General features: G+C 60.0%; 21 protein-coding genes. 12 read left to right on the plus strand and 9 right to left on the minus strand.

What is annotated here, in order from left to right:
- Positions 1-7: 7 nt before the first annotated feature.
- The 3 genes from ACSQ13_RS12900 (at position 8) to ACSQ13_RS12910 (ending at position 3,038) form a co-directional block, all read left to right on the plus strand.
- Positions 8-532, plus strand: coding sequence for a TRAP transporter small permease (locus tag ACSQ13_RS12900; RefSeq protein WP_295511259.1), 525 nt, complete (start codon positions 8-10; stop codon positions 530-532).
- A complete protein-coding gene (locus ACSQ13_RS12905) occupies positions 529-1,815 on the plus strand; it encodes a TRAP transporter large permease (RefSeq protein ID WP_176248279.1) in 1,287 nt (428 codons plus the stop codon). Before ACSQ13_RS12900 ends, ACSQ13_RS12905 begins: the two co-directional genes overlap by 4 nt.
- Positions 1,816-2,051: 236 nt before the next feature.
- Positions 2,052-3,038, plus strand: a complete 987-nt coding sequence (locus ACSQ13_RS12910; protein WP_176248278.1) for a LysR substrate-binding domain-containing protein — start codon at positions 2,052-2,054, stop codon at positions 3,036-3,038.
- Positions 3,039-3,045: 7 nt separating this feature from the next.
- On the opposite strand, the gene ACSQ13_RS12915 is transcribed toward ACSQ13_RS12910, so the two are convergent.
- The 6 genes from ACSQ13_RS12915 to ACSQ13_RS12940 form a co-directional block, all read right to left on the minus strand.
- Positions 3,046-4,302 carry a TRAP transporter large permease gene (locus ACSQ13_RS12915; protein ID WP_176248277.1) on the minus strand — a complete coding sequence of 419 codons (1,257 nt, stop codon included), beginning with the start codon at positions 4,300-4,302 and terminating at the stop codon, positions 3,046-3,048.
- Positions 4,303-4,311: 9 nt separating this feature from the next.
- Positions 4,312-4,866: a TRAP transporter small permease gene (locus tag ACSQ13_RS12920; RefSeq protein WP_295511256.1), complete on the minus strand. Its 555-nt coding sequence runs from the start codon at positions 4,864-4,866 to the stop codon at positions 4,312-4,314.
- A 17-nt stretch (positions 4,867-4,883) separates the two neighbouring features.
- A complete protein-coding gene (locus tag ACSQ13_RS12925; RefSeq protein WP_295511253.1) occupies positions 4,884-5,849 on the minus strand; it encodes a TRAP transporter substrate-binding protein in 966 nt (321 codons plus the stop codon).
- Positions 5,850-5,912: 63 nt separating this feature from the next.
- On the minus strand, positions 5,913-6,668 hold the full coding sequence (locus tag ACSQ13_RS12930; RefSeq protein WP_295511251.1) for an SDR family NAD(P)-dependent oxidoreductase: 756 nt from the start codon (positions 6,666-6,668) through the stop codon (positions 5,913-5,915).
- A 31-nt stretch (positions 6,669-6,699) separates the two neighbouring features.
- Positions 6,700-7,731 carry a transketolase family protein gene (locus tag ACSQ13_RS12935; RefSeq protein ID WP_295511249.1) on the minus strand — a complete coding sequence of 344 codons (1,032 nt, stop codon included), beginning with the start codon at positions 7,729-7,731 and terminating at the stop codon, positions 6,700-6,702.
- Entirely contained in the window at positions 7,728-8,582 is an 855-nt protein-coding gene (locus ACSQ13_RS12940) for a transketolase (RefSeq protein WP_295511246.1), read from the minus strand. The genes ACSQ13_RS12935 and ACSQ13_RS12940 overlap by 4 nt, the downstream gene beginning before the upstream one ends.
- 183 nt (positions 8,583-8,765) lie before the next feature.
- Between ACSQ13_RS12940 and ACSQ13_RS12945 the strand changes: the two genes are divergently transcribed.
- From ACSQ13_RS12945 to queF, 6 genes are all read left to right on the plus strand, one after another.
- Complete coding sequence (locus tag ACSQ13_RS12945) at positions 8,766-9,935, plus strand: pyridoxal phosphate-dependent aminotransferase (RefSeq protein ID WP_176248271.1); 1,170 nt, start codon at positions 8,766-8,768, stop codon at positions 9,933-9,935.
- A gap of 13 nt (positions 9,936-9,948) precedes the next feature.
- Positions 9,949-11,925 (plus strand): transketolase, encoded by a 1,977-nt coding sequence (tkt, locus tag ACSQ13_RS12950; RefSeq protein ID WP_295511244.1) that lies wholly within the window; start codon positions 9,949-9,951, stop codon positions 11,923-11,925.
- Positions 11,926-12,218: 293 nt separating this feature from the next.
- Entirely contained in the window at positions 12,219-12,920 is a 702-nt protein-coding gene (queC, locus tag ACSQ13_RS12955; protein ID WP_176248269.1) for a 7-cyano-7-deazaguanine synthase QueC, read from the plus strand.
- Entirely contained in the window at positions 12,920-13,273 is a 354-nt protein-coding gene (gene queD, locus ACSQ13_RS12960; protein WP_295511241.1) for a 6-carboxytetrahydropterin synthase QueD, read from the plus strand. The genes queC and queD overlap by 1 nt, the downstream gene beginning before the upstream one ends.
- The gene (queE, locus tag ACSQ13_RS12965; RefSeq protein ID WP_295511239.1) at positions 13,270-13,980 is read left to right on the plus strand and encodes a 7-carboxy-7-deazaguanine synthase QueE; all 711 of its coding nucleotides are present in this window, start codon (positions 13,270-13,272) and stop codon (positions 13,978-13,980) included. The genes queD and queE overlap by 4 nt, the downstream gene beginning before the upstream one ends.
- 16 nt (positions 13,981-13,996) lie before the next feature.
- The gene (gene queF / locus ACSQ13_RS12970; RefSeq protein ID WP_176248338.1) at positions 13,997-14,461 is read left to right on the plus strand and encodes a preQ(1) synthase; all 465 of its coding nucleotides are present in this window, start codon (positions 13,997-13,999) and stop codon (positions 14,459-14,461) included.
- A 114-nt stretch (positions 14,462-14,575) separates the two neighbouring features.
- On the opposite strand, the gene ACSQ13_RS12975 is transcribed toward queF, so the two are convergent.
- The 3 genes from ACSQ13_RS12975 to ACSQ13_RS12985 all read right to left on the minus strand — a co-directional run bounded on the left by ACSQ13_RS12975 (position 14,576) and on the right by ACSQ13_RS12985 (position 17,621).
- Entirely contained in the window at positions 14,576-16,111 is a 1,536-nt protein-coding gene (locus tag ACSQ13_RS12975) for a tripartite tricarboxylate transporter permease (protein WP_176248266.1), read from the minus strand.
- A gap of 12 nt (positions 16,112-16,123) precedes the next feature.
- Entirely contained in the window at positions 16,124-16,555 is a 432-nt protein-coding gene (locus tag ACSQ13_RS12980) for a tripartite tricarboxylate transporter TctB family protein (RefSeq protein ID WP_176248265.1), read from the minus strand.
- Between the two features lie 79 nt (positions 16,556-16,634).
- Positions 16,635-17,621, minus strand: coding sequence for a Bug family tripartite tricarboxylate transporter substrate binding protein (locus tag ACSQ13_RS12985; RefSeq protein WP_295511236.1), 987 nt, complete (start codon positions 17,619-17,621; stop codon positions 16,635-16,637).
- Between the two features lie 186 nt (positions 17,622-17,807).
- Between ACSQ13_RS12985 and ACSQ13_RS12990 the strand changes: the two genes are divergently transcribed.
- The 3 genes from ACSQ13_RS12990 to ACSQ13_RS13000 are packed head-to-tail and all read left to right on the plus strand — an operon-like array spanning position 17,808 to position 20,917.
- Positions 17,808-18,479 carry a response regulator gene (locus tag ACSQ13_RS12990; RefSeq protein ID WP_176248263.1) on the plus strand — a complete coding sequence of 224 codons (672 nt, stop codon included), beginning with the start codon at positions 17,808-17,810 and terminating at the stop codon, positions 18,477-18,479.
- Positions 18,472-19,872, plus strand: coding sequence for a sensor histidine kinase (locus ACSQ13_RS12995; RefSeq protein WP_367268358.1), 1,401 nt, complete (start codon positions 18,472-18,474; stop codon positions 19,870-19,872). Before ACSQ13_RS12990 ends, ACSQ13_RS12995 begins: the two co-directional genes overlap by 8 nt.
- On the plus strand, positions 19,862-20,917 hold the full coding sequence (locus tag ACSQ13_RS13000) for an ABC transporter substrate-binding protein (RefSeq protein WP_176248262.1): 1,056 nt from the start codon (positions 19,862-19,864) through the stop codon (positions 20,915-20,917). Before ACSQ13_RS12995 ends, ACSQ13_RS13000 begins: the two co-directional genes overlap by 11 nt.
- Positions 20,918-21,122: the final 205 nt, after the last annotated feature.

A 21,122-nucleotide genomic window follows, 5' to 3' on the forward strand; every position in this document is an offset into this window, starting at 1 on the left:
TCGGATCATGATTGACCACAAAAAGGTGGGAGCAGCCAATGCTCCCACCTTCCCAGACCGCATCATCACCTGGCTTGTCCGCTTTTGCGGCATGCTCAGCACGGCGCTGATCCTTGTGATCCTTGCCCAGATCGTAATTGCCGTAATCCGGCGCTACCTGTTCGACAGTCCGCTGCAATGGAGCGACGAAATGATTGGCTATCTGCTGGTGACGCTTATCATGCTCGGCTCGGCCGAGGCGTTGCGGCGCGGGGATCATATCGCGATCGACCTTGTGTCGGCCCAGTTGCGCCCCGGTCTGGCCCGCATGCAAAGGGTCTTGGCAAACCTGTCGGTCATGGCATTTGCCACCATCGTCGGCGTGTCGATATGGGACAGCATCGCTTTCGCCCATAGCTTCGGGTCGTATTCTGTCGGCTATATCGAAATCGCGACGTGGATTCCGCAGGTGCCGGTCGTCCTTGGGATGGCCCTGCTATTCCTGACCGCAGCGCTTGGCCTTTACCGCTCTTTACGGGGGCTGCCTCAATGACCCTTTTCTTTGTCTTTGCAGGGCTGATCCTGCTTCTGCTCACGGGCATTCCGATCTTTGCCGCCCTTGGCCTGTCCGCAAGCGCCATCATGATGATCGTCGAAGGGGATATCGACGGATTGGGCGATGCGGTTTTTACCCAGCTCGACAAACCGGTCCTCAGCACCATCCCGCTTTTCGTCTTCATGGCGCAGGTGATGATCCGCGCCAAGGTGATCGACGACCTCTATACATTCGCCCACACCGTTATCGGTCACGTGAAGGGCGGCCTTGGCGTCGCCACGGTGCTGGCCTGCACCATATTCGCGGCGATCTCCGGTTCCTCCGTGGCAACGGCGCTTTCCATCGGCTCCAGCGCGATCCCGCAGATGAAGCGCTTTGGCTATGCCGAACGGGATGCCTTGGGCGTCGTGGCAGCAGGCGGCACCTTGGGTATTCTGATCCCGCCGTCCGGGCCGATGATCCTCTATGCGATCGTGTCGGAGGCGTCGATTGGTGCGTTGTTTCTGGCCGGGATCATCCCGGGGCTGATGCTGGCGCTGATGTTTTCGGCCTATTGCATGATCCAGGCCCGTGGACGTGACGGGATCAACACCCCCGACTGGGCCGGCTGGCCTGCCGCGGTCTCGGCCTTTCGCCGTTCGGTCTGGGCTTTGCTTGCGCCGCCGGTGGTGATGGGCGGTATCTACTTTGGCATCTTCACCGCATCCGAGGCCGCCGCCGCCGGTTCCCTTTATGCGCTGCTGGTCGCGGTGCTGGTCTATCGCAACTTCGGGTTCCGTGACTTGTGGGCCTGTGCCTATTCGACAATGCGCACGTCGATGATGGTCTTTATGATCATCGCGGGTGCCGCAATGTTCGGCCATGCGATCACGCTGGTCCGTCTGCCCGTCGGCGTGACCGAGGCCGTGGCAAGCTTTGGACTTGGTCCGATCGGTTTCATTCTGGTGGTGATGGTCCTGATCTTTGTGCTTGGCATGTTCCTTGAATCCATCGCGATCATCCTGATTACGACACCGATCCTGTTGCCGACGATGATTGCCCTTGGCATTGATCCGATCTGGTATGGCATCTTGCTGATGATCAACCTCGAACTGGCGATGATCACCCCTCCGGTGGGCATGAACCTTTTTGTGATCAAGGGCATTTCGAACGCGCCGCTCGCGACGATTGTGCGGGGTGCGGCCCCGTTCGTGGTCATCATGATCGCTGGCCTTGCACTGCTTATCGCGGTACCGGAGCTGGCCACATGGCTGCCAACGGCGGCCGGATTTGGCCGCTAGCAAAACAGGCCCCCGTCCCGTCCATCTTGGCGTTTCGGGGGCCCGTTGAAAATTGCCAATGGTGTCGTAAACAGTACCAGGCCCCATGGCACCGCGACGGGTCACTTGCCCGCTATTATCCCGTTTCGCCCCTCAAAGCGGTAGGATCACAACGGGGATGGCTCTGATCGTCAGCCACACACCTGACGTCCCAATACCTGTTGGCACTTCCGCCGGACCGGGTCTAATGTCCGTTCATGCGGGACATCAATTTCAAAGCAACCGAATATTTCGAAGCCGTGGCCCGGTTGGGGACCGTGACAAAGGCAGCCCATGAACTGGGCGTGTCGCCCTCTGCCGTAAGCCAGCAATTGACCTCGCTTGAGGCACAGTTCGGGGTCAAACTGTTCCGGCGTGAAAAACGGCGGCTGATCCTGACACTGGACGGCGACCGCTTGTTCCAGACAACGACGCAAGCATTCAGAGCGATCAGAAACGCAAGCAGTGCCATCGGTCGCCAGCGCGATATGCGCAGTCTCACAATCAGGGTCAGCCCGAGCTTTGGCGTCCGGTGGCTTGGGCCCCGCATCGCGGCATTCGCAGAACAAAACCCGGACTGGAACATTCGTGTCGATGCAACGCCAGACTACAGCGCCTTTGAAACCGAAGCCGTTGATCTTGACCTGCGCTATGGTCTGGGCAACTGGTCGGGGCTGACCGTTGAACCGGTCGTGAACGACCTATCCTTGCCGATGTGCAACCCCGACTATTTGGCCCGCCTTAAAAGCCTCAGCGACGATCCGATCGAGCAGCTCAAAAACGCCCGCCTGATCGACAGCGTCAAGACGTTGTATCGCTGGGACATCTGGCTTGCCGCCAATCAGGTTGAACTGCCCGATCTCGCCTACCCGTTCCGCTTTGACCGTTCATCCATGTCGATAGAGATGGCCAAACAGGGCGGCGGCATTGCACTGGACAGCGCGATCTTGTGCCGCGCAGAGCTGGAGCGCGGCGAATTGGTGCCGTTCTCGCCTTTGTTTCCGGTGATGGACTTTGCAGCCTACTGGATCGTCTGCCCGCCCCGCCATCTGAACCGCCGGATCGTAAAACGGTTTGCGCAATGGGTGGTCAACGAGGCCCGCGAACACGAAGAGCGCACGCGCGAATTGCTGACCACCGCAGGCTGTCATTTCCAGCCCGGCGCAGATCTGGAAATGAACGAAGTCGCACCCTGGGCACTGTGACGGAGCGTCAGTAGATGGTCAGCGCGGGGATGAACGAGATCGCCATCAAGACCATGAGCGCCACCAGATAGAACGGCAGCAACGCCTTGACGGTTTCCCCGATCCCGACCCGCGCAATGGCGGCGGATATGAACAAGGTCGTACCCACCGGTGGCGTGTAAAGCCCGATCGACAGGTTGACGACCATCATCAGACCCAGCTGGACCGGATCAAGGCCGATGGAATTGCCGATGGTCACAAAAAGCGGCCCCAGCAGCAGCACGGCGGCTGGAAGGTCAAGAAACGCCCCGACAATCAGCATCACCACATTCAACGCGAGGATAATCATCCACGGGTTCTGGATGGTCGCCGCGACCCATTCCGCCAGTTCTTGTGGCACACGCTCAGCCGTCAGCACCCACTGGATCGTCGAGGACGCCATGATGATAATCATCACAGCGCCGGTCATCATCGCGGTATCCACGCTGGCGTCCCAGATGCCCTTGAACGTCAGGTCGCGATAGACGAGGCCCGATATCAGCAGCGCATAGGCGACGGCCAGAACCGAAACCTCGGTCGGGGTGGCGATGCCGAAGCGCAGGGTGCCGATGATGAACACGGGCATCAGCATGGCCGGAAACGCGATCATAAGCTGACCACGGAATTCCTTGAACCCGCCCGGCAAAGGCGAGCGCGGCAGCTTTTTTCGATGTGCGACCAGCCAGACGGTGGCGAACATCCCGACCCCCAACATCAGGCCCGGCAGAATACCCGCGACGAACAGGTCCACGATTGAGACGTTCGAGACAAGACCGTACAGGATCAGCGGGATCGACGGTGGGATCAGCACCGAAACCGTCGAAGAGGCCGAATTTATCGCAGCGGCAAAACCACCCGGATAGCCTTCCTTTTGCTGGACCGGGATCAACGCATTGCCCAGTGCCGACGCATCCGCCACGGCGGAACCGGACACGCCGCCGAACATCACCGACCCAAGGATCGACACCTGCCCCATACCGCCGCGCATGTTGCCCACCAGCAGTCGCGCGACGTTGATAAGATAGACGCCGAACTTGCCCGACATCATCAGGTTGCCCGCCAGAATAAAGAACGGGATCGCCAGCATCGGAAAGCTTTGCGTCGGGGTATAGAGCCGCTGCGCGATCACCGCCAAGGGTTTGCCATCAAACCACAGCGCGGCAGCGACGCCACCAATCATGGCATGGGCCACGGGTACGGACAGGGCCAGCAGGGCAAAGAAAATCCAGATCATCGGAGCGGCCATGGTGTATCCTCAGCTTAGGCTTGAATGTTCAGGGTCGCTCTTTTCCGGAGCGATATACGCGACGCGCACCACACCGAGGGCGGCAATCACCGCCATGCTGGCGAAGGCGTAGACAAGGCTTGAATAGCCCCAAATCTGTTTGATCCCGAGCGTCGACAAGGTCTGGAATTTGGACGCTTTCAGGATCGGCTGGCTTGATGTCAGAACGTTGACCGAGATCACCACGATTATGACATTGACGGTGATCAACAGGGCGCGCTGCCATGTGGGGTTCAACACATCGGGCAGCAAAAGTATCGCAATGTTGCGGGCCCGCGCGGAGGCAATGACGATGCCGCCTGCCACCAGCCATGGCAATGTCATTGCGTGAATTTCATAGGCCCAGGCAATGCCCGCCCCCGTCGCATAGCGCAGGATGACATTGACCAGAAGCGTGACGAAGGTCAGCGAAAGCATCGCGAAGGCGATGATCTTCCCGCTCCACTCCAACGCCGAAATCACCCCCGTTGCGGCTGTCAGGAAGGGGCGCGAACGCCCCTTCTTGCTTTCCACATCGGGCTGCATCCGAGCTCCCGACGACATCAGAGACCCGCCGCAGTCCGGAGCGCGGCAACGAGCTGGGGGTATTTTTCGGCGTATTTATCATAAACCGATGCCGTTGCTGCCTGATACGCGGCCTTGTCTGCCTCGGCAAAGATAGCGCCTTCGGCTTCCATCACAGGGCGCAGATCCTCATCGCTGGACAGGACCAGATCACGCTGGATCTTGCCGGCTTCGGCCGTGGCTTCAAGCGCACAGTTCTGCGTGGCTTCGTCCAGACCGGACCACCAGCCCAGACCTGCCACCACGGGGGTGGATTCGTACTTGTGACCGGTCAAGGTGACGTAGGGTGTGATCTCGTGCAGCTTGGCGGAATAGATGTTCACCAGCGGGTTTTCCTGCCCGTCAAAGACACCCGACTGAAGCGCTGTCGGCAGTTCGGACCATGCCAGCGGTGCAGGCGATGCGCCAAGCGCTTCGAAAATATCAACAGTCATCTGGTCTGGTGGGGTGCGGATTTTCATCCCCGACAGGTCAGCCGGTGCTGCGACGTTTTTCGAGGTATGCGTGACGTTGCGAATGCCGTTGTCCCAGAAGCCAAGGATCTTGAGGCCGGCATTTTGGGCGCGCGCGTCAATCATGTCACCGACTTCGCCATCCAGAATGCCCCAAGCGGTCGGCAGATCCTTGAACAGGAAAGGCAGACCCAGCAGGCCGATTTCCGGCACGATCTGGCTCATTGCGCCCTGGCTGTTGGCGGAAATCTGGATGACGCCTGCCGTGGCAGAGGTCAGCATTTCCACGTCGTTGCCCATGGTCGCGGATGGCGCATGGTTCACTGTGTGCGCGCCGCCCGAACAGGTGGCGAAGAGTTCGGCCCATTTTTCGGCGGCGACATAGCGCGGGTTGCCGGGGTTGGCACCGTGCGCGAAAATCACTTCATCCGCATGCGCAGAACCTACAAAGGCAGTAGTTGCGGCCAGAATGGCCAAGACGTTGATCTTCATGATGGTTTCCTCCCTTTTTGAAGATAGTCGGTAAGCCCCTTTATGCGTAGGGGTTTTGGTAATTCAGTGAATGAGCGAGCCCCCGTTCACGTCCACTTCGGTGCCGGTGCAATAGGCCGACAGGTCCGAGGCAAGGAACAAGGCGCAGCCAGCAACGTCGGAAGCTTCGCCCGCGCGCCCCATCGGAATACCATCAAGCACCGTCTTTTGCATTTCCGGTGTCAGTTTTCCAGCCGTGATATCCGTGGCGATAAAGCCGGGGCAAATCGCGTTCGACCGCACGTTGTCGGGGGCCAGTTCGCGGGCCATCGCCTTGGTCAGGCCCAGAACACCGGCCTTGGCAGCCGAATAATGCGGCCCGCCAAAGATGCCGCCACCGCGCTGCGCCGACACCGACGACAGGTTGACGATCGACCCGGCTTTCTGCGCGCGCATGGCCGGAATGACGGCCTGGCTCATGTAAAGTGTGCCGCGCAGGCTCACGTCGGTCACGGCATCGTAATTGTCCGGCCCGATCTCCATCAGCTTGAGCGGCTGGGTGATCCCTGCGTTATTCACCAGAATGTCGATGCGCCCGAACTGCTCAAGCGTCGCCTTGGCGGCTGCATCGCAGGCGGCTTTGTCAACGACATTGCCCGCCAACCCGATGTGGCCTGCGCCGGGCAGGTCCTTGGCGGCGGCACTGGCCTGATCCGCATCAAGGTCCATGATGACAATCGTGGCACCATGTTCGGCAAACAGCTTGGCTGTCGCCTTGCCCAGACCACGCGGGCTTGCCGCCCCAGTAACGATCGCGATTTTTCCGTCAAGAAGGCCCATAGCCTCTTCTCCTCCCGTTAAAATATTCGGCTCAAAGCCAGCTCTTGATCCGCTCGGCGACCTTGTCGACCGAAAGACCGTACATGTCGTGCAACGTCGGCAGTGCACCGGCTTCCAGAAATTCATCCGGCAGCCCGATCATGCGGAACTGCGGCGCGATCCCTGCGGTCAGCAAGGTGGTGGCGACCGCTTCGCCCAGCCCACCGTTGACCGTGTGGTTTTCTGCCGTAACAACCAGCCTGCCCTGCTTTGCGGCCTCGGCGCGGATGGTCTCAATGTCCAGCGGCTTGATCGTGGGCACGTGCAACACGCCGACATCGACATTGTCATCCGCCAGTTTCACGGCGGCATCCAGCGCCCGCATCGTCATAATCCCCGTGGAAATCACCAGCACATCGCGGCCCTCGCGGATCATCTGCGCCTTGCCCAGTTCGAATTTGTAATCCGGTTTGTGCTTGCGCAGCACCGATGGCACCTTGCCGCGCAACAGGCGCGCATAGACAGGGCCATCATGGGCCACCATCGCCGGAACCATGCCCGCGACATCGGCGGCATCGCACGGGTCAATCAGCACCATGTTCGGCAGACCCCGGAAAATCGCGAGGTCTTCGGTAGCCTGATGGCTTGGCCCATAGCCCGTCGTCAGGCCCGGCAGCGCGCAGGCAATCTTGACCGGCAGGTTTTCTTCGGCAATCGCCATCGCGATGAAATCATAGGCCCGGCGCGAGGCAAACACGGCGTAGGTTGTCGCGAATGGAATGAACCCTTCACGCGCCAGCCCCGACGCGGCAGAGAACAGCAACTGTTCAGCCATGCCCATCTGGTAGAACCGCTCCGGCATCTCGTTGGCAAAGATATGAAGGTCGGTGTATTTCGACAGATCGGCAGACAGGCCGACGATCCGCTTGTCCTTTTTGGCAAGTTCGACCAGCGCGTGACCGAAAGGCGCGTTGACGGTGTCATAGCCTTCGGCTGCCAGCGACGCGATCATCGCCGAGGTTGCGACCTTGGTTTGCGCCACGCGGCGCGGCTCGTATTTGCGGGCCATCGAAGCAAGGGTCATTGTGGCTTTCCTTCTTCCAGCTTGGCGAGCGCTTTTGACCATTCATCGGCTTCGACGCGAACAAAGTGGGTGATCTCGCGGGCCTCGAGGAAATCGACGCCCTTGCACATGGTCGTGTTACAAATGATGACGCGCGGTCTGGCGTCAGTCAGGTCGCGCGCTGCGTCAAAGGCGGCAACCAAGGCGTCCAGGTCATTGCCGTCCACTTCTTGGGCGAACCAGCCGAAGGCTTCCCATTTCGGCGCTTCGGCACCAACTGCCAGCGCATCACGCGTCGGGCCGTCGGCTTGCTGGTTGTTGAAGTCGACGATGCAGATCAGGTTATCCAGCTTCCACTGAACCGCAGACATCACCGCTTCCCAGGTGGAGCCTTCGCCCAACTCGCCATCGGACATCAGGTTATAGACGAAGGCCGGATTTTTCTTGCGTTTCAGCCCCATCGCCATGCCGACAGCGATGCCCAGACCGTGGCCCAGCGATCCGCCGGTGATTTCCATGCCGGGGGTATAGGACGCCATGCCAGACATCGGCATCCGGGAATCGTCCATGCCGTAGGTCTCAAGCTCTTCTTCCGGCAGGATGCCCGCCTCCATCAACACGGCATAAAGCGCGATGGCATAGTGGCCGATCGACAGCAAAAAGCGGTCGCGCCCTTCCCATTCGGGGTCTTCGGGCTGAAAATCCATGGCGTGAAAATAGGACGTGGCAAGCACATCCGCGACGCCAAGCGCCTGCCCGATGTACCCCTGCCCCTGAACCTCGCCCATCAGAAGCGCTTTGCGGCGGATGTTCCACGCACGCATCTCCAAGGACATGTTCGAGAAAGCGCCAGGTGGCGTTTCGGCTGTCATTTGCTCCTCCCGAGTTGACGACTTGGCACAACGCTATCAAGCGAGAGTGGCGGCGTATTGTATGAAAACTGAAAGACCTTGTTAGTAATTCTTAACAACTTTCCCTGCGGTCATCGGCTACTACTCGGGCGATTCCGCAGGGGCGCGACCGCGTCCGGAACGGAAAACTGAGGGAGGAACTTTATGTCACAGATGATCTTTGCCGACAGCCTGTCGCGCCTTGGAACAGAATCAGCCTTTACGGTATTGGCGCGGGCACAAGCGCTGGCAGCGCAGGGCCGCGACATCATTAACCTTGGCATCGGCCAGCCGGATTTCCAGACCCCCGACCACATCGTCGAGGCCGGAATAAAGGCGCTGCGAGATGGCCATCACGGCTATACGCCCGCAAACGGTATCCCCGCGCTGCGCGAAGCGGTCGCCGCCGATCTGCACAAACGGCACAATGTCGAGGTGAACCCCGACAACGTGGTCGTCGTGCCGGGCGGCAAGCCCACGATGTTCTTTGCCGTGCTGATGTTCGGCCAGCCCGGCGTCGAGATCATGTACCCCAACCCCGGTTTCCCGATTTACGAAAGCGTGATCCGCTATTCCGGTGCCACGCCGGTGCCGATCGCACTTGAGGAAAGCAACGGCTTTGCCTTTTCAGCCGAGGCCGTTCTGGCCCAGATCACGCCGCGCACACGGCTGATCATCATCAACAGCCCCGCAAACCCGACCGGCGGCGTGACACCGCGCGCCGAGATCGACAAATTCGTCGCCGGGCTGGCCGATCACCCCCATGTCGCCGTGCTGTCCGACGAAATCTACAGCCAGATGTTGTACGAGGGCCGCGAGCATGTTTCGCTGCTGCAATATCCCGAAATCCGCGACCGCCTGATCGTGCTGGATGGCTGGTCCAAGACCTATGCCATGACGGGCTGGCGTCTGGGTTTCGCGGTTTGGCCGGACGACGCCGTCGGCCCCGCGACCAAGCTGGCGATCAACGACCATTCCTGCGTGAATGCCGCCACCCAATACGCGGGCATCGCGGCGCTGACCGGTCCTCAGGATGCGGTTGCCGACATGATGGTGGCCTTTGACGCGCGCCGCAGGCTGATTGTCGAAGAATTGAACAGCCTGCCCGGTGTGCGCTGCTCCGACCCCGGCGGCGCGTTCTATGCGTTTCCCAACATCGAAGGCACCGGCATGACCGCCCGCGAGGCGCAGGACCGGTTCCTGGATGTGGCAGGTGTCGCGACCGTCGCAGGAACGTCCTTTGGCAGCTACGGCGAAGGCTATCTGCGGTTCTCCTACGCCAATTCGACCGAAAATATCAGCGAGGCGATCCGTCGCATCCGCGAGATTTTATAAGGGGGCCCGCGCGATGACCGATATTCAGTCGATGGCCAACGCCATCCGTTTCACTGCCCTTGATTCCATCCTGAACGCAGGCGAAGGCCATCAGGGCGTGCCGTTGGGCATGGCCGAAATCGCCGCAACGCTTTATGCCCGCCACCTCAAGGTCGATCCGAAAGACCCGCTTTGGCCCGATCGCGACCGGGTGGTGCTGTCGAACGGGCACGGGTCGATGCTGCTATATTCCCTGCTGCATCTGGCAGGCTACGCGCATGTCTCCACCGACGCGCTCAAGTCTTTCCGCAAGCTGGGATCGGTCTGCGCGGGGCATCCCGAAATCGAGCAGGAGGCAGGCATCGAGCTGACGACCGGGCTGCTGGGTCAGGGGATCGCCTGCTCTGTCGGGATGGCCGTGGCCGAAGCACGTCTGGCCGCGCAATTCGGGGCCGGGCTTGTGGATCACCGCACCTGGGCCTTTGTCGGCGATGGCTGCCTTCAGGAAGGCGTCGGTCACGAAGCGATATCACTGGCCGGTCACCTGCAACTGGGCAAGTTGACGTTCCTTTGGGATGACAACCACATCACCGATGACGGCACGACAGACCTGTCGATCAGCGAGGACGTACCGGCACGGTTCCGCGCCGCCAACTGGCATGTGCAAGACGTCGACGGCCACGACATCGAAGCAATCTCAGCCGCGATAGATGCCGCCAAGGCCGATCCGCGACCGTCCCTGATCGCCTGTCGCACCGTGATTGCCCGCGGCATTCCGCGCCTGCAAGGCCAGCGCGGCGGGCACAGCGCACCCTTGACCCCGGCGGATTCCGACGAGGCGCGGGCCTTGCTGAACTGGGACCATGCACCGTTTGATCTGCCCGAAAACGTCCGCCAAGATTGGGCCGCCTGTATGGAACGCGGCACGCAGGCACATGCTGCGTGGCAATCCCGGATCGACGGCCATGCATCGGCGGCGGTCTTTCACCAGTGGACCAGCGGCACCTTGCCAAACGACTGGGCTGCCACGATGCAAGGGATCACCGCAGATCAGGCGTCGGTGCGTACCCCGCGCCCGACGATCCAGTCGTCTGGTGAAATCTGCGATGCACTGGTCCAGACACTGCCTGACACCCTTGTCCTGTGCGCCGATCTTGAGGCACCGACCAATCACAAACGCAGCCGGACGGCCTTTGACGCATCCGACCGTTCAGGCAGCTATGTCCATTGCGGCGTGCGCGAACATCTGATGGGGTCCATGTGTGACGGGATCGCCGCCCACCGTGGCTTGCGGCCCGTGAATGTCACCTACCTTGCCTTTGCCGATTACGAGCGTCCCGCGATGCGCATGGCGGCGGTCATGGGGCTTCCCGCGCTATTCGTGTTCAGCCACGACAGCATCGGCGTGGGCAGCAACGGACCGACCCACCAGCCGGTCGAAATCCTCGCCAGTTTCCGCGCCATGCCGAACATGAAAGTGTTCCGCCCCGCCGACGCCGTCGAAACAGCCGAAGCTTGGGCGCTCGCGATGGAAGCGACCGACGGCCCAAGCCTGTTCGCATTGTCGAGGCAGCCTGCGGATCAGGTGCGCGACACCTGCCCCGACAACCTGACCGCACGCGGGGCATATGTCCTGCACGAAGCGGATGGCGCGCGCGACATCACCTTGATGGCAAGCGGCACCGAAGTCGGCCTTGCCGTGGCGGCACGGCAGGCGCTTGCGGAGATGGGCATTCAAGCCGCCGTGGTGTCCATGCCCTGTTGGGAACTTTTCGATGCGCAGGATGCAGAGTATAGGGCCAGCGTCATTGGAACCGCCCCGCGCATCGGCATCGAAGCCGCGATGAAATTCGGCTGGGAACGCTGGCTGCAAGAAGGCGACCACTTCATTGGCATGAACGGGTTCGGGGCATCGGATCAGTCCGCCAAACTGTACGAGCATTTTGGCATTACGGTCGATGCAATCGTCCAATCGGCCCGCAGCATGACGCAGAAACCAGCTTTGACCTGAAAAGCACAGTCCTTCCCGCCGTGAAAAAAAGTTGTGTATCAGAGCGGCTTGGGCTGTTTGCGCGGTCTCGACCAATGGCTTTGCCATGTACCCTTTGGGCTGGCCGAGAGGTTGGGATGAAGGGCCCGGACCCTGATTGTATAAAGACCGGGGTTTCGCCGTTCATCGAAATCACCGTCAATCGCAGGATATTCCCCTTGATCAACAGTCTACCACTTGGCGTCGCATTAAAAATAATTTAAGGGCGAGCTTCCGGTCGCAGCCTACCCGGATAACAAAACAAGGGTTATAAAATGAAGACTATCGTCATCTGCTCCGGCGGGCTCGATTCTGTTTCACTTGCGCATATGGTCGCGCAGGAACAACAACTGACCCGCCTTGTGTCATTCGATTACGGCCAGCGCCACCGCAAGGAGCTGGACTATGCAGCCCTATGTGCGCAGCGATTGGATGTCCCTCACGATATTATCGACCTGCGCGGCATTGGTGCGGCCCTGACGGGTTCTGCGCTCACCGATGATATCGACGTCCCCGACGGGCATTACGCCGAGGAAAGCATGCGCATCACCGTCGTGCCGAACCGCAATGCAATCATGCTGGCCGTGGCCTTTGGTGTGGCCGCAGCAAACGACGACCAGGCCGTTGCCACAGCTGTGCATGGCGGGGATCATTTCATCTACCCCGACTGCCGCCCCGCCTTTACCAAAGCGTTCGAAACCATGCAAAAAGCCGCATTGGATGGCTATGCCGATGTTTCGCTATACACGCCTTTCGTGGATCGCACGAAGGCCGATATCGTCATCGCAGGCGCGCGCCACAACACGCCCTTTGCGGAAACCTGGTCCTGCTACAAAGGCGGCGAAACCCATTGCGGGCGGTGCGGCACCTGCGTTGAGCGCCGCGAAGCGTTTCATCTGGCCAATATCGCCGATCCCACCACATATGCAGACCCCGATTTCTGGGTCGCGGCAATCGCGAAAAAGGACCGTGGCTGATGTACCGGATTACAAAAGAATTCCACTTTTCAGCCTCGCACCAACTGTCGCACCTGCCCGACGATCACCAATGCGCGCGGCTGCACGGCCACAACTATGTCGTCGTCGTTGAATTGGCGTCTGCGACATTGAACGCCGACGGGTTTGTGCGCGACTATGGGGAGCTGAAACCGCTCAAGACCTATATCGATGACACGTTCGACCACCGCCATCTTAATGATGTCATGAGCGAGGCCTCGACCGGGGAAAACATGGCGCGGCATTTTTATGAATGGTGCGCGGCACGGTGGCCCGAAACCAGCGCAGTCAAGGTCAGCGAGACTCCCAAGACATGGGCAGAATACCGACCATGAGCCAGTTGCGCATCGCTGAGATATTCGGCCCCACGATCCAGGGCGAAGGGGCGCTGATCGGAGAACCCACGGTTTTTGTGCGCACAGGGGGATGCGATTACCGCTGTGCATGGTGCGACAGCCTGCATGCGGTCGACACGGCCTTTCGTCACACATGGGCTGCGATGCCCACGGATGCGGTCTGGGCCGAAGTGTTGCGCCTGTCCAAAGGGCACCCGCTGACCGTGTCCTTGTCCGGCGGCAACCCCGCGATCCAGGATTTCACGCAACTCATCGCGCTTGGCCACGCGCAAGGCTACCGCTTTGCCTGCGAAACCCAAGGGTCGATTGCAAAACCTTGGTTTGGCGACCTCGACACGCTGGTGCTAAGCCCGAAACCGCCATCAAGCGGCGAAACCGTTGATTGGGCCGCCTTTGATGCCTGCCTGCTTGCGGCCAAGGGGGCGGGTAACATCGTGATGAAGATCGTGATCTTCGACGATGCCGATTATGCCTGGGCACGGGCGGCGGCTGATAAATACCCTGATGTGCCGCTCTACCTTCAACCCGGCAATCTTGAGGTCGATCCAGATGTCGCGGTCGACCCGCAGCTTTTGGCAGATAAACTGCTGTGGCTGGTCGATAAAACCATCAATGACAGCTGGTTTGCACCGCGGGTCTTGCCGCAATTGCACGTCCTGCTTTGGGGAAACAAGCGCGGGGTCTGACCCGTTCAAGGAGACGATTATGGAAACGATTTACAGCGACTTGAAACAACTGGGTGGCCAGACCGATTTGCCGTCCTCCCCCCAAGACGCGGTGCTTGAGCGCGTGTCGAACCCGCAGGCCGACGTCGCCTATTGCGTGCGTTTCACCGCCCCTGAATTCACATCGCTTTGCCCGATGACAGGTCAGCCTGATTTCGCACATCTGGTGATTGATTATGTGCCGGGCGAATTTCTGGTCGAATCCAAATCGCTCAAGCTGTTCCTTGGGTCATTCCGCAATCACGGCGCATTTCACGAGGATTGCACCGTCTCGATTGCGCGGCGTCTGGTCGATTTTCTGAACCCGCAATGGCTGCGGATCGGCGGCTACTGGTATCCGCGCGGGGGTATCCCGATTGATGTTTTCTGGCAGACAGGGGCCATGCCGGAAGGTGTGTGGATTCCCGATCAGGGCGTGCCACCCTACCGCGGCAGAGGATAACGGCCAAGGACGTGAAGCCCCCTTTACGCTGCTTGCACCCTGCGCGGATGCGGCTTTTGATATCGAAAGCACCGTAAAAAACAGCGCGCGCCACACGGGGCGCGCGCTGCAATCTTAGTCTTTGATCGACCCTTCGGCATCGCCGCGCTGCATGCCCGATTTGACCTTGCGGGCAAAGAACAGCGGCAGGATGAAACCGATAATCGCCACGACCCAAAGGCCGATGGCCAGCGGGCTGTCGATCAGGGTCCACCAGTTGCCATTGTCGATGGTGATGGCGCGGCGCAGGTTGTTCTCCATTGCGTTGCCAAGCAGCGTGCCAAGAATGATCGGCACCAGCGGCACATCAAACTTGCGCAACACCCAGCCCAACAGGCCAAACCCGATCATCACCAAAAGGTCGAAGGATGATCCCGAGATCCCGTAGATCCCCACAAAGGAAACCATCGCGACGATAGGCATCAACACACGCGGCGGCACCAGCAGCAGACGGGTAAAGATTCCGACCATCGGGATGTTCAGCGCCAGAAGCATGAAGTTCGCGATGAACAGCGCGGCAATCAGCCCCCAAACCACATCGGGATTGTTGGCAAACAACAAAGGCCCCGGTGTGATGTTGAGCGACAAAAGCACCGCAAGCAGCACAGCCGTTGTGCCCGATCCCGGCACACCAAGCGCCAGCATCGGCACCAGCGCACCGCCTGCGGCTGCGTTATTGCCAGCCTCAGGCGCGGCAACACCGCGCGGGTCGCCGGTGCCGAAAGTGCCATCTTTGTCGACCATCCGTTTTTCCAGCGAATAGGACAGGAACGACCCCAGCGAAGCCCCCGCACCAGGCAGAACACCCGCAATAAAGCCCACGAACGAGGAGCGCAGCATGGTAGGTGTGCAGGCCTTGAGCATCGACAGTGGCGGGGTCAGACGACCGATAACGATTGTCTTGCCTTTGGCACTTGCCTCGCCGTGGCGGTTTTCCAGAAAGATAAACACCTCTGACAGGGCAAAAAGACCGACAATAGCCACCAGAAAATCAAGCCCGTCATAAAGATGGACCTCGCCAAAGGTAAAGCGCGGCACGCCGGTTTGTGTGTCCACGCCGATCATGGCAAACCCCAGCCCCAAAGCCGCGGCAAAGGCTGATTTCGCTTGGTTGGTCGAAGATACACCACCCAGAGTCATAAAGGCCAAGGCGAAGAGCGCGAAATATTCCGCAGGACCGAAAAGCAAAGCGATTTTGACCAGCTGCGGGGCCAGCAGGATCAGCCCCCATGTTGCAAAAAATGCGCCAACGAAGGACGAGATACCCGAAAGTGACAGTGCTTCGCCCGCCATGCCTTTTTTCGCCATCGGATAACCGTCAAGGCAGGTCATCATCGCTGGTTCATCACCCGGAATGTTAAGCAGGATCGACGAAATCCGCCCGCCATACATCGCGCCGTAATAGACGGATGTGAGCAAGATCAGCGAAGGTGTCGCCGCCAGACCCAAGGTAAAGGCCAGCGGAATGAGGATTGCCACGCCGTTTGAAGGGCCAAGACCGGGCAGCGCGCCCATGATTGTCCCTAGAAAACAGCCCAGCAGGGCAAGGCCGATGTTCTGCCAGGTCAGCGCGATGGCAAAGCCATCCGCGAGGCTTGATAACGTTTCCATAATGTCGACCCCCTAAAAGCCAAGCGGGCCGCGGGCAAGCGACAGCCCCAGCACCAGATGAAACACCACATAGATCCCGACGGAAGTCCCGACGCCTGTCAGGCAGGCCCCCAGAATGGTCGAGCCAAGACGCCATGACAGGTAAGCGGCGGCAAATGCGGTGGCGATGACAAAGCCTGCGACAGGCAACAACTGTGCATAAAGGATCATCACCACCGCAGCGGCGAGAATCTCTATCAGTTGTCCCAGCGGGGGCCAGATGGGTTCGGGGTCGGGGCGCAGCGCAATCACGGCGCTTGAAAGCCCTAGAATAGCGGCAATGATATAGGGGAAGGCCTTGGGGCCAACAGCGTCTGACAGAAAGCTCTCTTGGATCAGGCTGGCCGCGATGGCAAAACCGATGGCAAGAAGCACGCCGAACACGCCGAAAATTCGATCACTCATGGCGATCTCCTTTTTTGGGGGCGGAAATTGGGGGCAAGGACGGGGCGCAGATAGACCGCGCCCCGCAGGGTAACTTTGATTACTGGATAATACCGATCTCGCGAGAGATGCTTTCGATCTGCGCTACGGAATTTGCAACAAACTCCTGGAAGGCAGCGCCTTGCAGATCAAGCGGGGCCATGCCGTTGGTGGCCATCACTTCTTTCCATTCGTCGCTGGCGTAAAGTGCGCCGATCTTTTCGACCCAGCCTTCATAGGCCTCGTCCGACATCCCGCCCGGTGCATAGAACCCGCGCCAGTTTGCGCCGATCGCATCAACGCCTTGTTCACGCGCTGTCGGGAAATCGGCAAATTCACCGTCCAGACGCTCGGGCGCGAGCACGGCGATCACGCGGATGTCGCCGCTTTCCACGAAACCTTTTGCTTCGGAAACATCACCGGTAAACGCCTGTACGGAGCCCGCCAAAAGCTGGGTCACAGCCTCGCCGCCGCCATCAAAGGCGATGTATTTCACCGAACGCACATCTTCGATGCCATAGGCATTGGCCGCGATCAGAACCTTGAGGTGATCCCAGCCACCAACCGCAGAACCGCCCGCAATCGAGATCGACGTGGGGTCGTTCTTCATCGCGTCAAGCAGACCTGTGAGGTCGGCGATCTCGCTGTTTGCGGCGACCGCGATCACGCCGTAATCGGCACCGATAGAGGCCAGCCAGCGCACTTCGTTCATGTTGTTGCCGGGATAGGCACCCTGCGCCAGACGGGTCGATGTCGCCGCCGAAGCGGCCACGATCAGGTCATTGTCATCATTGCGCTTGTTAACGACTTCGGCAAAAGCCACGCCGCCACCGCCACCAGCAAGGTTCACGACCTGCATGGTTTTTTCGATCAAACCCTGGTCCTGCATGGATTTACCAACCTGACGGCAGGTGAAATCCCAACCGCCGCCGGGGTTGGCCGGCGCGATGCATTCGGGGTTTTCGGGGCTGAAGCCTTCGGCAGTTGCCGTCAGGGCGGATGCGCTGAACAGCAGGGCAACCAGAGTAAGGCGGGTTGATTTGAACATTTGTGTTTCCTCCACAGTATTTGTTGCGCGCACGCGGGCGCGGTCACATGTCGCGCCGCCAATCCATCTGCGATTTACAGAATCCTCCCGGCGGGCTAAGCAAAGGAGGTACCCAACAAACCTGTCACGAACCTGTCACTTGGCGGCAATCGACAATTCAGATGCTTGATCGGAGGCAAACCAGCTGTGCGAATTCTGATCGTCGAAGATGCCACAGATATGGCAGAAGCCATTGTCACACGCCTGGCGCGTTCGGGTATGGCCTGTGATCTGGCCGGAAACATCGCCGAGGCCGACGCGCATCTGGCTGTCCAGCGCTATGATGCGTTGGTGCTGGATATCAATCTGCCGGACGGGCTGGGCACGGATCTGCTGTGCACCCTGCGCAACCGTGGCGACCGGACGCCGGTGCTGATGCTTACCGCACGCTTTTCAGTCGATGACCGGGTCAGCGCCCTTGATCTGGGGGCCGACGACTATCTTGTGAAACCCTTTGACCACCGCGAGCTTGAGGCGCGGTTGCGCGCCCTTTTGCGCCGCGAGACCGATCAGAAAAGCGATGTGCAAAAGGTCGCAGATCTGTCATTTTACCCCGCCACGCTCAGCGCCGAGCATTCCGGCAACCGCCTTGAACTGACGCGCCGCGAGGCCGCCCTTTTGGGGGTTCTCCTGCGGCACGTGCGGCAAACCATCAGCAAGGAACGCCTTTACGAGGGTATCTATTCTTTTGATGAGGTCGATGTCGGGCTGAACGCGATCGAGCTTTATATCGGGCGGTTGCGCCGCAAGATTGCAGGCTCGGGTGCCGTGATCGAAACGCAGCGCGGCATGGGGTACCGGATTATTGAAAGTGACTGAAAGCGGGGCACGTGTGGCGGTGCCGTTTCGCACATCGCTGATGTCGCGGGTCATGCTGGGGGTCTTGGCCCTGCTGGCGGCGGGCGGGGTGATCGTGGCCATCGCCGCGCTGGCCTATGGCAAACAGGCGGCACGGCAATCCTATGACCGTTTGCTGGTCGGTGCCGCCCAAGACATCGCGGAATCCACCAAAATCGTGAACGGCGCACCCGTGGTGGATTTACCGGTATCAGCGTTTTCGCTGCTGTCGCTGGCCTTGGACGACCGGATTTCCTATGCGGTGCGCGAAGCGGACGGAACATTGCTGACCGGCTATGACACGGCACCGATAGCCAGCAAAAGCGGTGATCAGGTTCTGTTCGATGCCATGCTGCACAGTGATGCCGCGCGGTTTGCCACTGTCGCGCGCCGCTTCGCCGAGCGCGACTACTCCGGCACTGTGTATTTCACCGTGGGTCACACGCTTAGGGCGCGCAACGCAATGGCGATAGAATTGACAAGAACCGCGCTTATGGGCGTGGGGATCGCGGGGGTGATCCTGATGATCTGTGCGTTTTTCGTGATCCGTTCAACCATGCGCCCGTTGGAGCATATGGCCTCCGAACTGCTTAAGCGCGACCCGTACGACCTCACGCCCATGCCGATCAAGGGCCCCGCCGAGGTGACGGTCGCGATTGCAGCGATGAACCAGTTCATGCGCCGCCTTGACCGCCAGGTTGGCGCGATGCGCAACCTGATCTCGGATGCCGCCCACCAGCTGCGCACCCCCGTCGCGGCAATTCGCGCCCATGCGGAATTGGTGGCAGACCACGGTGCCTTGGCAGAGCAGCAACAGGGGCTGGAACGGCTGCTGAAACGCACGCGGTCCCTGGGCAGTCTGCTTGATCAGATGCTGTCGCGGGCAATGGTGATCCACCGCACCGATAACTCCCCACCCGAACCTGTCGATCTGCGCGATATTGCCCTGCATGTGGTCGAGCTGGAGGATCACATGGTCCTGTCGCCCCATGCGATTGTCGAACTGTGTATCGACGGGGATGAAGTGATGGTCTTTGCCGATGAAATCTCGCTGCGCGAAGCCGTAAAGAACATGCTGACCAATGCGCTGAAACACGGCACATCCCCGATCCGCGTCGGGGTGACGGGCAAGGGCAAAACTGCTGAAATCTGGGTTGCCGATGCGGGGCCTGGCCCATCGCCTGAAATGTTGGCGCAGATCGGTGCGCGGTTTGAACGTTTCGCGGCCTCAAAGGGCACCAGCGCGGGCTTGGGCCTTTCAATCGTGAGCGCGGTCGCCGAAGCCTTTCACGGCAGCATGCATATCGGGCAACATGAGGGCGGGTTCAGGGTGACGATGGCCTTTCCAGCGATGGGAGGCAAGGATGCGCAATAGTTTGCTTTGGGCCGCCTTGCAGGTCGTGCTGCTTTTGCCGACCGCCCTTGCCTCGCAAGAGGAAATAGAGCGCATAACCGCGCCGGGCTCGCAGGTGGACATCACGCTTGTTCTGCGTTCCACCACCGATCTGGACGTCTTGCGCCCCATCATCGAAGCGTTTGTCCTGCAAAACCCCGATATTGCGGTGACTTACGAGCAATGGGGGTCGAACGCGCTGTTCGAGAACAGTCTGGCGGCCTGCGCAGGCAAAGTGCCCTCGGCCAGTGCGGTGTTTTCGTCGGGCGTGCATCAGATGATTGATCTGGTGAACCGGGCCTGCGCCAGCGCGTACCGTTCTGAACAAACCACCGCCCTGCCCGCCGCGCGGCGTTGGCGGGACGAGCTTTGGGGGATCACCAAAGAGCCCGCGGTCATGATCTATAACACCGATCTGGTTCCCGCCAAGGACGTGCCAAAATCACGGTTTGCACTGCTGGACCTGATGCGCCGTCCGACGTCGATGTACCGCGGGAAAATCGCCACCTATAACATCGAGGCTTCGGGCCTTGGCTATCTTTTCGCCTTTATGGACAGCCTCGAAGCATCGACCTTCGGCGCACTTCTGGAGGGGTTTGCACGTACTGACGCAGTTGCGACCTGCTGCTCGTGGGAAATTATCAATCGGGTTTCCAGGGGCGATTACCTGATCGCCTATAACGTTTTGGGGTCCTACGTAGACAGTGCGACCTTTGACAATATCGGCGTCATCCACCCGCAGGATTACACGTTGTTTCTATCTCGGGCCTACATGATCCCGAAGGACGGGCCGGAAAAGCAAGCCGCGGCGCGGTTGCTCGATTTCATGCTGTCGACGCGCGGGCAAAACCTTTTGAAGGCGCGCAACCTGTTTTATGCGGAAACCGACGGTGCCACGCTGCCCGAAAGCGCCGAGCGCGGCATTTCGATCGAGCCGACCTTGTTGGTCGCGGGCGACAAACATCGCCGCAAACAATTCATCGACCTGTGGCGTTCGGCCTTTGCCAAGCGTGACAAAGCGCGCTGAGCAAGAGTTAAGCCTGCGGTTTTGAAGCCGTGCTTTGGGTCTCGCCGTTTGGCCAGAAAGACGACAGTGGATGTGGCGATTTTCGGGATCAGGTTTGACCGTCCAGAGTAACGCAATGCACCATGCCACCCAAGGCCAGCCTGCGCCCGACAGGGGGGATGGCGTGCACTTTCAGAATGCGCAAAAAGGGTCCGTTCGAGGCGGA

Origin of the sequence: Sulfitobacter sp. SH22 (assembly GCF_965641905.1) — a bacterium.
GTDB lineage: Bacteria > Pseudomonadota > Alphaproteobacteria > Rhodobacterales > Rhodobacteraceae > Sulfitobacter.